This window comes from Amycolatopsis sp. NBC_01488 (assembly GCF_036227105.1).
Classification (GTDB): Bacteria; Actinomycetota; Actinomycetes; order Mycobacteriales; family Pseudonocardiaceae; genus Amycolatopsis.
Genome location: NZ_CP109434.1, coordinates 8,595,005 through 8,609,602, shown reverse-complemented (window position 1 = coordinate 8,609,602; position 14,598 = coordinate 8,595,005). Strand labels below are relative to the sequence as shown.

Below are 14,598 nucleotides of genomic sequence, written 5' to 3'. Positions count from 1 at the left end.
CCGACCGCGACGGCCCGCGCCGGATCCGGCGACGCGTGGCGCCTGCAGCGCGGCGAGAGCCTGCCCGACGTGCGGGCCTGACCGACACCGAAGAGTGGTCCGAGGTTCCGGACGGCCGTTTGGTGGGTAGCCCACTGGTGTGAGGCTGAGCAGGCCCTGCCTGCAGGACTAGTGAGAGGTGATCACATGAGCCAGGGCGATGCTCCGGTCGGGCGATCGGTGAAGACGGCCGCGGCCGGCGTCCGGGATCTCGCCGCCGAGGCGGCACGGGTGGGGGTGGCCGCGGCCACGCGGGCGGTGGAGATCACCGATCGCAAGCTGACCGAGGGCGCGGACGAGCTCGCGAAGGTCGGCCGCTCGGCGACCAAGGACTTCGACAAGAGCACCCGGTCGTCGCGCCGGGACGTGCTGAAGCACTCGGTCGCCGCCCGGGACGAGGTGCTGGCCCGCGCGGTGAAGCTGCGCGACCCCGGCCGCAAGGCGGCGCAGGCGATCGCGACCGTGGCGGGCTCGGCGAACGAGTCGAACCGCAAGCGGCGCAAGGCCGTCGCGACGGCGAAGCGCGACCTGGCGGTGGCGCTGGAGGAAGCGAAGAACGTGGCGCGCGGCGACCGCGGCCGCCGGTCTCGCTGGCCGTGGCTGCTGGCCCTCGGCGCGGTGGCCGCCGCGGTGGTGGCCGTCGTGCAGGTCAAGCGGTCCAACCCGCTGGCGGAGGAGAACACGAAGCCGGCTCCGGTGCCGGCCGACAAGGTCGTGACGCCTGCTGATCAGGCCGTCCCGCCGACGCCCGCGAAGCCGGCGCCGAAGCCGGCCGCGGAGAAGCCCGCGTCCCCGAAGCCGGCCAACGGCACCAACGGCCACGCGGCCGCGGACAAGGGCAAGACCGAGCACAAGGCCCGCTAGACCGACCGGCCGGACGGGGCGCCGCCATCAGGTGGCGCCCCGTTCATACGCCCGTCGACAGTCCACAGTGGACGAGCGAGCCGGCGCGGGAGGTCGCGGATCGGCGGGCTCGACGCATTCATTGATCATTGCCTGCCGTGGCGGTGTTTCCTTCGGGAGAATGCCCCGAATACGCGTCCTTCTTCGTGGAAAATAGCCCTATACTGGCCGGATGCGCGAAAAGTTCCACGACGAATTGGCGGAACTCGGTGACCAGCTGACGTCGATGTGCCGGCTGGCGGCGGAATCCATGCGCCGTGCCAGTACGGCGTTGCTGACCGCCGACCTGCCGCTGGCCGAGCGAGTTCTCGGCGCCGACGACGACCTGGATCGGGCGCGCACCGAATGCGAAGCGCACGCCCAGTCGTTGCTCGCGCTGCAGGCACCGGTCGCCGGGGATCTGCGCACGATCCTCGCCGTGATCTATTGCGCCGAAAAGTTCGAGCGGATGGGTGACCTCGCCGCGCACATCGCCGACACCACGCGCTTCACCCACCCCGACCGGGCCGTGCCGGCCGAGCTGGCCCCCGTGTTCGCCGACATGAGCACCACCGCGGCCGGGATGGTCGATCGGCTCGCCGCCCGGATCTCGGGCGAGGCGGCCGGCGCGTATTCGGAGCTGAACGAGACCGATCACATCGTCGACGCCCTGCACGCCGACGTCCTGCGCGAGATCACCAAGGACGAATGGCCGCACGGCGTGCAGTCCGCGACCAGCCTCGCGCTGCTGGCGCGGTTCTACGAACGGTTCGCCGACCAGACCGTCTCCGTGGCGAAACGGCTGGAGTTCGCCGAGTCCGGGGCCATTCCGGTCTGAGCTCCGCGTCCGGCTGCTTCGCGGTGTCCGGTCCGAAGAGGACAGTCCGCGCCCGAACCCGAGGAGCTGCGTGGCCGCGAAGGAGCCGGCGGCCGCGCTGTACCCCGCTGGTGCCGGCGTAGCGGAAGCCGTTCGCCGGCGGCCCACCGGGAAAACTGCAGCTAGACTGCGGGGATGGCGACGCTCTCACCGCCGGAGATCCGCGCCCGGGTGCGGGACGCCCTCTTCGCGCGGGTGGCCGGCCCGGACGGTCCCCGCGCCCGGGCTCGCATCCACGACAGCCCCGGACCGCGGTGGTTCGAGCCGGACAGCCCGATCCGGCGGGTGCACGGGGACACCGCGATGTTCGTCGGCGGCCTGCGCGCGCTGCTCCTGCAGTCGCTGCACCCGCTGGCGATGGCCGCCGTGGCCGCGCACTCCGGGTACCGCGGCGACCCGTGGGGCCGGCTGCAGCGCACCAGCACGTTCCTCGCGGTGACGACGTTCGGCACGGCCGACGACGCCGAGGAAGCCGTCTCGGTGGTCCGGGCCGTCCACGGCCGGGTGGCCGGGGTCGCGCCGGACGGCCGGCGGTACCGGGCCGCCGACCCGCACCTGCTCACCTGGGTGCACATCGCCGAGGTCGACAGCTTCCTGCGCGCCCACCAGCGTTATGGCGCGAACCCGCTCGACGAGGACGGCTGCGACCGCTACCTCGCCGAGACGGCGGTGATCGCCCGCAAGCTCGGGGTGCCCGAACCACCCCGGACGCGCTCGGAGCTCGACGACGCTCTCACGGCGTACCGGCCGGAGCTGCACGGCACCGCGCAGGCGCGGCAGGCGGCGCGGTTCCTGCTCCTGACCCCGCCGATCCCGTGGGCCGCGCGGGTGCCGTACGCCGTGCTGGCCGCCTCGGCGGTCGGCATGCTGCCGGCGTGGACGCGGCCGAAGCTGCGGGTGCCGTACGCGCCGCTGGCGGAGGCCACGGCGGTCCGCTTGGCCGGAAGTTCGCTGGTCAAGGCCGTCCGCTGGGCGATGGCCGCGCCCCTGCCCGCCACCGGGTGAGGCCGTTCAGCATCGATCCGGCGTGATCGAAGGGGCGCGGTGCGTAGTCGTCCGGTGTGACGTGCGTCGGCTTGAGAGCATGGGGGCATCGGCCATAATGGCCACTGACCGACTGCTTAGCATGTGCCGGGTACCACACCGCGAAGGAGACACACAGCCGTGAACTCGTTCAAGGATCGCGTCGCGATCGTCACCGGGGCCAGCCGGGGCATCGGCCTCGGGATCGCGAAGACGCTCGTCGAGCGCGGGGCCAAGGTGTGCATCACCGCGCGCAAGCCCGAGGCCCTCGAAGAGGCCGTCAACTCCCTCGGCGGCCCCGACGTCGCCATGTTCGTGCCCGGCAAGGCCGACGACACCGACCACCAGGACGAGGCCGTCGCGAAGACGATCGAGACCTTCGGCCGGCTCGACTACCTGGTCAACAACACCGGCATCAACCCCGTCTACGGCCCGACCCTCGACATCGACCCCGCCGCCGCGGCGAAGATCCTCGGCGTCAACGTGCTCGCGCCGCTCGGCTGGACCAAGCGTGCCCGCGACGCGTGGATGGGGGAGCACGGCGGTGCCGTCGTCAACGTCGCCTCCGTCGCGGGCCTCGGCGCGTCGCCCGGCATCGGCATGTACGGCGTCAGCAAGGCCGCGCTGATCCGGCTGACCGTCGAGCTCGGCGCCGAGCTGGGCCCGAAGATCCGGGTCAACGCCGTCGCGCCCGCCGTCGTCAAGACCAAGTTCGCCACCGCGCTCTACGAAGGCCGCGAGGAAGAGGTCTCCGCGGCCTACCCGATGAAGCGCCTCGGCGTGCCGGCCGACATCGCCGGCGCCGTCGCGTTCCTGCTGTCCGACGACGCGGGCTGGATCACCGGCCAGACCATGGTCCTCGACGGCGGCGTGACCCTGGGCGGTGGCCTGTGACCGGCGTCGTCGTCACCGGGGGTGGCGGCGGCATCGGCGCCGCGCTGGCCCGCCGCTTCGCCGCCGGCGGGGCCCAGGTGCTCGTCGCCGACCTCGACGGCGACAAGGCCGCGGAAATCGCGAAAGAGGTCAACGGGACGGCGTTCGCGGGCGACGTCGCGAGCCCCGAAGGCGTCGCGAAGCTGATCGACAGCGCCCGCGAGACCCTCGGCGAGATCGACGTCTTCTGTGCCAACGCGGGCATCGCGCCCTTCGGTGGCGCGGAAAGCCCCGAGGAGGTCTGGGCGCGCACCTGGGACGTCAACGTCATGGCGCACGTCCGCGCGGCCAACCTGCTGCTGCCCGCGTGGCTCGAACGCGGCCAAGGCCACTTCATCGCGACGGTGTCCGCCGCCGGCCTGCTCACCAGCCTCGGCTCGGCGCCGTACTCGGTGACCAAGCACGGCGCACTCGCGTTCGCCGAGTGGCTGTCGGCGACCTACCGGCACCGCGGCATCACCGTGCAGGCGATCTGCCCGCAGGGCGTGCGCACCGCGATGCTGGAGAGCACCGGCACCGCCGGCCAGTTGCTGATGGGCGCGTCGGCGATCGAGCCCGAGCAGGTCGCGGACGCGCTGTTCGCGGCCATCGACGCGAAGCAGTTCCTCGTGCTGCCCCACCCCGAGGTCGCGGACTACTACGCGGCCCGCGCGACGCAGACCGACCGCTGGCTCGGCGGGATGAACAAGCTGCAGCGCAAGGTCGAAGCGGCCCTCGAGGCCGAATGAACTGGCAGCCGGAGGTCGACGAGATCGCGCGGCGCCGCGAGCTCGCCGAGCGCATGGGCGGGCCGGAGAAGGTGGCCCGGCAGCACGCCGCCGGACGCTCGACGGTCCGGGAGCGGATCGCCGCCCTCGTCGACCCCGGCAGCTTCGACGAAATCGGCGCGCTGGCCGGTACGGCGTCCTATGTGGACGGCTCGCTGGAGTCGTTCACCCCGGCCAACTTCATCATTGGGACGGCGAAGCTCGACGGCCGCCGGGTGGCCATCGGCGGCGACGACTTCACCGTCCGCGGTGGTGCCGCCGACGCGGCGATCATGGAGAAGCAGGTCCACGCCGAGCGGCTCGCGAACGAGCTCGGGCTGCCGCTGGTGCGGCTGATCGAGGGCACCGGAGGCGGCGGCAGCGTCAAGATGCTGGAGCAGCACGGGTTCACCTACGTCCCGGTCAACCCCGGCTGGGACCTCGTGGTGGCCAACCTCTCGACGGTGCCGGTGGTCGCGCTCTGCCTGGGCCCGGTCGCCGGGCTCGGCGCCGCGCGGGCGGTGATGTCCCACCTGAACGTCCTGGTCGACGGCGCCGGGCAGCTGTTCGTCGCCGGGCCGCCGGTGGTGAAGCACGCGACGGGGGAGGATCTCACCAAGGAGGAGCTGGGCGGCGCCGACGTCCACCGGCGCAGCGGCGCGGTCGACCGGATCGTGGCGTCGGAGGCCGAGGCTTTCGCCGTCGCGAAGCAGTTCCTGTCCTACCTTCCGTCCTCTGTGGACGCACTACCGCCGGTGTCGTCCACAGAGGACCCCGCGGATCGGCGTGCCGAGGCACTGCTGTCGCTGGTGCCGCGCAACCGCCGTCACCCCTACCGGCTGCGGTCGCTGCTCGACGGTGTCTTCGACGACGGCTCGGTGTTCGACTACGCCGTGTCCGGTGGCTCGGCGTACGCGGGGCTGGCTCGGCTGAACGGCCACCCGGTCGGCGTACTGGCCACCGATCCCTACCGCGGCGCGACCCTGACGCCCGAAGGCGCCGACGTCATGACGCGGCTCGTCGACCTCTGCGAGACCTTCCACCTGCCGCTCGTGTCGCTGACCGACCAGGCGGGCATGGTGATCGGCGCGGCCGCCGAACGCGCGGGCGCGATCCGCCACGGCGCCCGCGCGGTGACGGCGGTCTACCAGGCGCGGGTGCCGATGGCCGAGGTGATCGTCCGGCGCGTGTTCGGCGTCGGCGGCGCGGGCCAGGTCAACCGCCACCGCCTGGTCCGCCGCTGGGCGTGGCCGTCCGGCGACTGGGGTTCGCTGCCGGTCGAGGGCGGCATCGAAGCGGCCTACCGCGCGGAACTCGACGTCGCCGACGACCGGGCGGCGCGGATCGAGGAGATCCGCGCGCGCCTGGACGCCGTGCGGTCGCCGTTCCGCACCGCGGAGCGGTTCTCGGTCGAGGACGTCATCGACCCGCGCGAAACCCGCGCCCGGCTGTGCGACTGGGTCCCGGACGCCTACGCGGTGCTGCCGAAGCTGCTCGGCGGCCCGTCGTTCGGCACGCGGCCCTAGGGTCGTGAGTGAGAAACAGTGTGCTAACCCTGTTTCTCACTCACGACCCGGTACCAGTTCGGCCGCAGCACTTCGAGCGCGACGGCCTTGCCGCCGGGGTAGTCGAACATCCGGACGCCGTCGCCGAGCAGTACCGGCACGGGCAGCGCGAGGATCTCGTCGAGCAGGCCGGCTTCGAGGCACTGCCGGGCGACGTCGGCGCCGAGGACGTTGACGTACTTCTCGCCCGCCGCCGCCTTCGCCGCGTCGACCGCGCCGACAAGGTTGTCGACGAACGTGATCCCGGGTGCCGGAGCCGCGGGGCGGTGGGTGAGCACGAACTGCGGGCCCTCCCAGCCGCCGCCGAACGGCTTGCCCTCGCCTTCACCGCCGCGGTGCGGGTCGTCGCCGCCGAACGTCCGGCGCCCGACGAGCAGCGCGCCGATCTCCGGGATCAGCTCGTCGACCAGCGGGTCCGGGCCGAGGTACGGGGTCAGCCAGGACATGTCGCCGCCCGGGCCGGCGACGAAGCCGTCGACCGAGCAGCTGAAGCCGTAGAGCAATTTCGCCATCGTGGGTCTCCTCGAGCCGGTTTCGCGGACTTCAGTACTGACGGCGGCGGCCGGAAAAGTCATCGGCTTCACCCGGTCGTGTCCGGAACGCGACAGGATCACCACGGACCGTTGACAACGGTGTCAGCGCGCGAGGACCGTTCCGGATCGCTGGCTGAACTTGTGCTCAATGGCGAAGGACAAGTGTCATGGTCTTGCGTACCCTCATGCGGCTGTCCGCCGCGACCGTCCTGGCCTTGGCCGGGCTGATCCCCGTTCCCGCCTCCGCGGCGCAACTGGTCACCGATCCCGCGTCGCTGGTCAACCCCTTCATCGGCACGTCCAACGCCGCCGACGACTTCCCCGGCGCGGACGCCCCGTTCGGCATGCTCCAGTGGAGCCCCGACACGCCCAGCCGTCCCGACGGCGGCGGGTACGAGTACAACGACTCGTCCGTCACCGGGTTCAGCCTGACGCACCTGTCGGGCCCCGGCTGCGGCGCCGACGGCGACGTCCCGATCCTGCCGACGGTCGGCGCGGTGAACACCGGCGCGACCGTGTCCTTCAGCCACGGCAACGAATCCGCGAGCCCGGGCGCCTACTCGGTGAACCTCGGCAACGGGGTCAACACCGAGCTGGCCGCCGCGCTGCGGTCCGGGATCGGCCGGTTCACGTTCCCGTCGACGTCCCAGGCCAACCTGCAGTTCAAGCTCAACGGCAGCCAGAACGGCACGTCGAACCAGACGTGGACGGTGGTCAGCCCGACCGAGGTGTCCGGTTCGGTCACGTCCGGGCACTTCTGCGGCGCGGGCTTCACCTACACCCTCTACTTCGACGTCGTCTTCGACCGGCCGTTCAGCTCGAGCGGCACGGCCGCGGCCGCCGCGGTGACCCCGAAGGCGGCACCCGGGAAGCTGCACGGAGCCGCGACGGCCAAGGCCGCGCCGGACGCCGGGCCGGGCAGCGCGTACGTCCGGTTCGACACGACGACCAACCGCACGGTGCAGGCCAAGGTCGGCATCTCCTACGTCTCGGTCGCCAACGCGGTCGACAACCGCGCGGCCGACATCCCGGCGTTCGACTTCGCCGCGACCAAGCAGGCCGCGCACGACGGCTGGAACTCCCTGCTCGGCCGGATCCAGGTCGCCGGCGGCACCGCGGCGCAGCAACGCGTCTTCTACACCGCGCTCTACCACTCGCTGCTGCACCCCAACGTGTTCTCCGACCGCAACGGGCAGTACATCGGGTTCGACAACCAGGTGCACACCGTCGCGAGTGGACACTCGGCGCAGTACGCCAACTTCTCCGGCTGGGACATCTACCGCACGCAAGCGCAGCTGACCGCGCTGCTGGCGCCGTCGCAGACGAGCGACATCGCGCAGTCGATGGTCGCCGACTACGCCCAGGGCGGCGGGCTGCCCAAGTGGGCGCAGAACAACGGCGAGACCTACGTCATGGTCGGTGACCCCGGCACCGCGATCCTCGCGAGCTATTACGCCTTCGGGGCGCGGAACTTCGACACGTCGGCGGCCCTGCAGGCGATGCTGAAGGAAGCAAGCGTGCTCAACAACGTCCGGCCGGGGCTCAACGCCCTGAACGCCCCGGGCTACCTCCCGGCCAACGGCACCTACCAGTGCTGCAACTTCTACGGCCCGGTCTCGACGCAGCTGGAGTACGACACGGCGGACTTCGCGCTCTCGGCGTTCGCCGGGGCGCTGGGCGACACCGCGAACCAGGCGTTCTACGCGGGCCGCGCGCAGAACTGGAAGAACACCTTCAACTCCTCCAGCGGGTTCATGCAGCCCAAGGACGCGAGCGGCGCCTGGACCGGCGGCTTCGACCCGGCCAGCGGCTCGAACTTCGTCGAGGGCACGTCCTGGCAGTACACCGGCATGGTGCCGTTCAACGTGGCGGGCCTCGCCGCGGCGCGCGGCGGCAACGCGTCGCTGGTCAGCTACCTCGACAGCGTGCTGGCCGGGTTCCACGGCAGCGGCGGGTCGCAGGCCGACCTCGGCAACGAGCCGAGCCTCGAGCTGCCGTGGGAGTACGACTACGTCGGGCAGCCGTACAAGACGCAGAAGGTCGTCCGGCAGGTCCAGGACCAGATCTGGACCGACGCGCCGGGCGGGCTGGCCGGCAACGACGACCTCGGCGCGATGAGCGCGTGGTACGTGTTCTCCGCCCTGGGCTTCTACCCGATGACGCCGGGGACGGCCGACCTGGCGCTGGGCAGCCCGCTGTTCACGCAGGCGGTGGTGACGTTGCCGAGCGGCACCACGCTGACGGTGAACGCCCCGGCGGCGGCGGACAACGCCCCGTACGTCCAGAGCGCCACGTGGAACGGCTCGGCGTGGAACAGCGCGTACGTGCCGACGTCGGCGCTGGGTTCGGGCGGGACCCTGGCGTTCACCTTGGGAACCTCGGCGAACACGTCGTGGGCGGCTTCGAGCCCGCCGCCGTCGTACAACGGGACGTTGCCGCACCTGGGCCCGCTGACGTCGGGCCTCGCGGGCAAGTGCGCGGACGTGGCGCAGAGCGGCACGGGCAACGGCACGCACGTCCAGCTGTACACGTGCAACTCGACCGGAGCCCAGAAGTGGTTCTCGGCAGCGGACGGCTCGCTGCAGGCCCAGGGCGGCTGCCTGGACGTGAGCAACAGCGGCACGGCGAACGGCACGAAGGTCCAGCTGTGGCAGTGCAACAGCTCCGGAGCCCAGAAGTGGCAGGCGGGCACCGCGGGAGCACTGGTGAACCCCCAGTCGGGCAGGTGCCTGGACGACCCGGGCAGCACCACGACCGACGGGACACAGCTGCAGATCTACGACTGCAACCAGAGCGCGGCCCAGAGCTGGACCCGCGGCTGACGCGGTCGTGAGTGGTGGTCCGGCACCGGACCACCACTCACGGCGAGCCGCGGCCGGGTCACTCCGCCGGGTGGGGTGGGAACTTCGGTTCCCGGCGGTCGTTCCAGCTGGCCAGCCCCTCGGCCAGCTCGGGACGGCCGAACGACTCGATCATCAGCGCTGTCGCCTCTCGCGCCGCTTCGTCCAGTGGCAGCAGGGCCTCCCGGGTGAACTGCGCCTTCATCACCGCCATGGACCTCGGCGCGCTGTACGTCGCCAGCTCCGTCGCGTACGCGTGGGCGCGCAGCGGCAGCTCCTCCGCCGGGACCACCTCCTGGACCAGTCCGTACTGCAGCGCCTGCTCCGCCGTGAACGTCCGCCCGGACAGCAGCAGGTCGCGCGCCCGGCCCTCGCCCACCAGCGACGGCAGGAGCTTCGCGATCCCGTACTCCGCGATCAGCCCGCGGCGGGAGAACGCCGTGGTGAACTTCGCGCCCGCCGCGGCGAACCGGACGTCCGCCGAGCAGGCGATCACGAAGCCCAGGCCCGCGCAGCCGCCGTTGATCGCCGCCACCACCGGGACCCCCACCGACGAGGCCGCCAGGACGTCGCGGAAGTTCTCGTGGCCGCTTCCGGACGCCGGGGGCGCCGCCGCGAGGTCGTCGAGCAGGCCCAGGTCGGCGCCCGGGCAGAACGCCTTGCCCGCGCCCGTGACGACCACCGCCCGGACGCCGGGGTCGGCGTCCGCCTGGCGCAGCAGCCCGCCGTAGCGGACCTGCATGGGGACGTCCATCGCGTTGCTGCGGTCCGGCTTGTCGAACGTCAGCGTGGCGACCGGGCCGTCCGCCGCGTACCGCACACCGTCCACTGTGGACTCGGTCAAGGCCGCCTCCTCGAGGGTCGGAGACCATACTAAGCGGTCGCTTGGCACACCGCCAGTTCGAAATTGTCGAACCCTTTGGCTGCGCGGAAATCCTTGTGCAATAGTGCTTTCCGCCCGCACCAGCGCCGCCGGAAGGGACCTGCCCGATGCCGTACACCCCCAGCAGACGCCTGGTCCTCGGCGGCGTCGGCGCCGCCGCGCTCACCTCGGCCCTCGCGCCCGCCGCCCGGGCCGCCGACGCACTGACCCGGCCGGACCTGGCCGTCACCGGCCGGGAGACCGACCTCGGCGCCGGCTGGCGGTTCGCCCTCGCGAACCCCGACGGCGTCACCGACCCGGACGGCCGCTTCGCCGACGCCGCGAACCCCGGCTACGACGACTCGGGCTGGGCGGTCGTCGACGTCCCGCACGACTGGAGCATCGAGCTCCCGCCCACCGGAACCGGCACCGACAGCGGGTCCGGCTTCTTCCGCGGCGGCCTCGGCTGGTACCGCCGGACGTTCACCCTGCCGCCGTCGCTCGCCGGCCGCCGCGTGTCGGTCGAGTTCGACGGCGTCTACTCGGACGCGCACGTCTACCTCGACGGCGAGCTGCTCGGCAACCACCCGTACGCCTACACCGGCTTCGCCTTCGACCTCACCGGCCGCCTGCACACCGACGGCCGGACGCCGAACGTCCTGGCCGTGCGGGCGGTGAACCCGCTGCCCAGCAGCCGCTGGTACTCCGGCAGCGGCATCTACCGCCGCGTCCGGCTGGTCGTCACCGAGCCGGTGCACGTCGCCCGGCACGGCACGTTCGTCACCACCCCGGACATCGCCGCGGGCCGCGGCACCGTGCGCGTGGCCACCGATGTCGCGAACGACTCCGCCGCCCCGGTGACGGCCGAGGTGCGCACGACGGTCACCGACCCGGCCGGCCGGGTGGCGGCGAAAGGCGTGACGACCGTGACCGTCGCCGCCGGGCAGACGGCCACGGCGATCACCACCCAGAGCGTCGGCAGTCCGCAGCTGTGGTCGGTCGAGAAGCCCCGGCTGTACCGCGTGACCACGGAAGTCGTCGCCGGGCGCGTGCTCGACACCACCACGGCGGACTTCGGCTTCCGGTACACCGAATTCCACCCCGACCACGGGTTCTCGCTCAACGGCGTCCCGGCGAAGCTGCGCGGGGTCAACCTCCACGCGACGCAGGGGCCGCTCGGCGCGGTGATCGACTACGCCGCGCTGGAGCGCCAGCTGCGGCTGATGCTCGCGATGGGCGTCAACGCGCTGCGCACCGCGCACAACCCGCCCGCCCCGGAGCTGGTGGCCGTCTGCGAACGGCTCGGGATCCTGCTGATGGTCGAGGCGTTCGACTGCTGGCGCACCGGGAAGGTCGAGTTCGACTACCACCGCGACTTCGACGCCTGGAGCGCGCGCGACATCGCCGAAATGGTCCACGCGGCCAAGAACTCGCCCGCGGTCGTGCTGTGGTCGATCGGCAACGAGGTGCCGGACGCGTCGATGGCCGGCGGCCCGGCCATCGCGGCGGGGCTCATCGCGACGGTCCGCGGGATCGACCCGACCCGGCCGGTGGTCATGGGCTCGGACCGCTACCGGAGCGTGCCCGCGCCCGGCTCGCCGCAGGACCTGATCCTGAAGCAGCTCGACGGCCTCGGCGTCAACTACAACACCGCCCAGTCGATCGACGGGCTGCACGCGCGGTACCCGGACAAGTTCTTCTTCGAGTCCGAGTCGTCGTCGGAGACCTCGACGCGCGGGGCGTACCAGGACCCGGACCTGCTCAACACGGGGGAGAACCACACGCCGGGCAAGCGGGCGACGTCGTCGTACGACAACAACCTGGCCTCCTGGACGTTCAGCGGCGAGTACTCGCTGAAGAAGGACCGCGACCGGAAGTTCTGCCAGGGCCAGTTCCTCTGGGCCGGCCAGGACTACCTGGGCGAGCCGACGCCGTACGACGTCTTCCCGGTCAAGACGTCGTTCTTCGGCGCGGTCGACAGCGCGGGCCTGCCCAAGGACGCCTTCCACCTCTTCCGCAGCCAGTGGACGACCGCGCCGATGGTGCACCTGACGCCGATGGACTGGACGACCCACCGCCCCGGCGAGCCGGTCGCGGTCTGGGTCTATTCCACTGTGGACACCGTCGAGCTGGTCCTCAACGGACGGTCGCTCGGGGTGAAGAAGTTCGCTCGCAAGACCACTGTGGACGGACGGCCGTACCTCGAGACGAGCGAGCCGGCAGGCGACGACAAGAACGCCCCGTCCGGCAGCTACACCAGCCCGAACGGCGGCACCGGCAAGCTGCACCTGACCTGGACCGTGCCCTTCGAGCCCGGCACGCTCACCGCGATCGCCACTTCCGGCGGCCGGGAGGTGGCCCGGGACCGGCTGGTCACGGCCGGGCCGCCGCGCGCGGTCACGCTGAGCGCCGAACCACGCGGCGAGGGCGCGATGGCGTTCGTGACGGCGTCCGTCGTGGACGCGCACGGGATCGTCGTGCCCGGCGCCGAGCCGGTGCTGCGGTTCGCCGTCCGCGGGCCGGGACGGATCGCCGGGGTGGACAACGGGCGGCAGGAACTCGCGCAGGGCTACCAGCAGCCGACGATTCCCGCGTTCCACGGCCAGGCCGTCGCCGTCGTCGCCGCGACCGGCGGCCGGGGCCCGATCACCGTCACGGCGAGCGCGCCGGGCCTGTCTCCGGGAACGATCACGGTGCCGGGCACGAACCTCGGGCAGCGCAACGGCCCTGGTGCCCGAGCCGTCGAGCGGCCGGACAGCCCGGCGTTCGCGGCGGCGGACGCGAGCTACTCGGGCGCCCCGGACACGCTCCCGGCCGCGATGCTGGACGGCGACCTCGCCACGGGCTGGTCGAACTTCTACGTCAAGCAGGCGACGGCGACGCTGCCGGCGGTGAGCCGCCCGCGCGCTCAGGACTGGGTGTCGCTCGCGTGGCCCGCGGCCCGGCGGCTCAGCGCGATCACGGCGAACTTCGTCCTGGACGCGACCCACGGCCGGCCGGACGGCGTCGACGTCGCCTGCCGCACCGCGCGGGGGTGGGAGCCGGTGCGGAACCTGAAGGTGACGTGGGGGAGCGGATCGAACGACCCGACGACGCTCGAGTTCGATCCGGCCACTACTACCGAAGTCCGGATCACGATGACGGCCAGGACGTTCCTCCGCATCAGCGCCCTCACCGCTCGTGAGTGAGAAACAGCGTTAGAACACTGTTTCTCACTCACGAGCCGGTCAGCGGGTGCAGGGGGCGAGTGCGTCGAGGCCCTGCGGCTTGGCGGCGGTGCGGCCGATCGCCGTGGCGATGCGGTTGATCGTCGCGACGCGCTTGTCTTCCAGCGGTCCGAGGATCGCGTTCTGGACGAAGTTCGGGCCGCCCTGCCCGGCCGTGGTGACGAGCCGGTTGTTGGCTTCGGCGATCTGTGTGTTCAGCAGGTCGAGGTTGCGCTGGACCTCGGCTTGGGCCTGGGCGGGGATGGCGGGCAGCTGCGAGGCGACGTCGGGGCAGGTGATCTGGCCGGCCGCGGTGCCGGTGGTGCCCGTGCCCGCCGCCGGTGCCGTCGACGCCGGGGCCGCGCCGGTGCCCGCCCCGGTTCCGGTGCCGGTTCCGGTGTTCGCCTGGCCGCCCAGCGAGCACGTGGCCAGCCTGTCGAGGCCCTGCGGTTTCTGGCCCTGACGGCCGATGGCGATGGCGATCCGGTCGATCGTCGACACGCGCTTGTCCTTCAGCGGTCCGAGGATCGCGTTCTGGACGAAGTTCGGGCCACCCTGGCCCACGGTGGTGACGAGCCGGTTGTTCGCCTCGCTGATCTGCGTGTTCAGCAGGTCCAGGTTGCGCTGGACCTCGGCTTGGGCCTTGGCGGGGATGGCGGGCAGCTGCGAGGCGACGTCGGGGCAGGTGATCTGCCCGGACGGGGCCGCGCCGGCGGCGTTGGCGGCGCCGGGGTCGCCGACGGTCGTCGCGATCACCAGCGCCCCGGCCGCGATCCCGAGGCCGAGGGCCGCCGTCGCGATCTTCGTCCGCCGCGAGAGGCGGTGTCGTCCACCGGTAGCAGGCATGAATCACTCCAAGTTAGCGTGAACATAGAGGGTCCACACGGGCAGCGCGCGGTTGTTCCGAATGGCGCGGCCGAACCGGCCGCGGAGGCTATCGTGGCGGCTCCACCAGGGATTTGTCCAGGGCGAAGGGAAAAAAGGAGAGAAGGTGAACCATTTCGAACCGGCGTCCGTATTCGAGGGTGAAAGGCGAGGTCTGCATTTCCCCGCGGAAGCCGGGTCTTGACGCGGACCGCGCCGGCCTCCTAG

General features: G+C 72.1%; 11 protein-coding genes. 8 read left to right on the top strand and 3 right to left on the bottom strand.

Annotation, left to right across the window (positions count from 1 at the left end):
* The first annotated feature begins 186 nt into the window (after positions 1-186).
* The 6 genes from OG738_RS40435 to OG738_RS40410 all read left to right on the top strand — a co-directional run bounded on the left by OG738_RS40435 (position 187) and on the right by OG738_RS40410 (position 6,026).
* A complete protein-coding gene (locus OG738_RS40435) occupies positions 187-903 on the top strand; it encodes a hypothetical protein (protein ID WP_329049032.1) in 717 nt (238 codons plus the stop codon).
* Positions 904-1,114: 211 nt separating this feature from the next.
* Positions 1,115-1,759: a phosphate signaling complex protein PhoU gene (phoU, locus tag OG738_RS40430; protein ID WP_329049031.1), complete on the top strand. Its 645-nt coding sequence runs from the start codon at positions 1,115-1,117 to the stop codon at positions 1,757-1,759.
* Positions 1,760-1,933: 174 nt separating this feature from the next.
* On the top strand, positions 1,934-2,803 hold the full coding sequence (locus OG738_RS40425; RefSeq protein ID WP_329049029.1) for an oxygenase MpaB family protein: 870 nt from the start codon (positions 1,934-1,936) through the stop codon (positions 2,801-2,803).
* 159 nt (positions 2,804-2,962) lie between these two features.
* Positions 2,963-3,715: an SDR family oxidoreductase gene (locus OG738_RS40420; protein ID WP_329049027.1), complete on the top strand. Its 753-nt coding sequence runs from the start codon at positions 2,963-2,965 to the stop codon at positions 3,713-3,715.
* The gene (locus OG738_RS40415; RefSeq protein WP_329049025.1) at positions 3,712-4,482 is read left to right on the top strand and encodes an SDR family oxidoreductase; all 771 of its coding nucleotides are present in this window, start codon (positions 3,712-3,714) and stop codon (positions 4,480-4,482) included. The genes OG738_RS40420 and OG738_RS40415 overlap by 4 nt, the downstream gene beginning before the upstream one ends.
* Positions 4,479-6,026: an acyl-CoA carboxylase subunit beta gene (locus OG738_RS40410; protein WP_329049024.1), complete on the top strand. Its 1,548-nt coding sequence runs from the start codon at positions 4,479-4,481 to the stop codon at positions 6,024-6,026. The genes OG738_RS40415 and OG738_RS40410 overlap by 4 nt, the downstream gene beginning before the upstream one ends.
* A gap of 23 nt (positions 6,027-6,049) precedes the next feature.
* Here the strand turns inward: OG738_RS40410 and OG738_RS40405 are convergent, their stop codons facing one another.
* The gene (locus tag OG738_RS40405; RefSeq protein ID WP_329049022.1) at positions 6,050-6,577 is read right to left on the bottom strand and encodes a dihydrofolate reductase family protein; all 528 of its coding nucleotides are present in this window, start codon (positions 6,575-6,577) and stop codon (positions 6,050-6,052) included.
* Positions 6,578-6,765: 188 nt separating this feature from the next.
* On the opposite strand from OG738_RS40405, the gene OG738_RS40400 reads away from it, so the two are divergent.
* Positions 6,766-9,420 carry a lectin gene (locus tag OG738_RS40400; protein ID WP_329049020.1) on the top strand — a complete coding sequence of 885 codons (2,655 nt, stop codon included), beginning with the start codon at positions 6,766-6,768 and terminating at the stop codon, positions 9,418-9,420.
* A gap of 58 nt (positions 9,421-9,478) precedes the next feature.
* Here OG738_RS40400 and OG738_RS40395 read toward each other — a convergent pair whose 3' ends face one another.
* Positions 9,479-10,282, bottom strand: a complete 804-nt coding sequence (locus OG738_RS40395) for an enoyl-CoA hydratase-related protein (protein WP_329049018.1) — start codon at positions 10,280-10,282, stop codon at positions 9,479-9,481.
* A gap of 146 nt (positions 10,283-10,428) precedes the next feature.
* Between OG738_RS40395 and OG738_RS40390 the strand changes: the two genes are divergently transcribed.
* Positions 10,429-13,488 (top strand): glycoside hydrolase family 2 TIM barrel-domain containing protein, encoded by a 3,060-nt coding sequence (locus tag OG738_RS40390; RefSeq protein ID WP_329049016.1) that lies wholly within the window; start codon positions 10,429-10,431, stop codon positions 13,486-13,488.
* Between the two features lie 39 nt (positions 13,489-13,527).
* Here the strand turns inward: OG738_RS40390 and OG738_RS40385 are convergent, their stop codons facing one another.
* Positions 13,528-14,352, bottom strand: a complete 825-nt coding sequence (locus OG738_RS40385; protein ID WP_329049014.1) for a hypothetical protein — start codon at positions 14,350-14,352, stop codon at positions 13,528-13,530.
* Positions 14,353-14,598 lie beyond the last annotated feature (246 nt).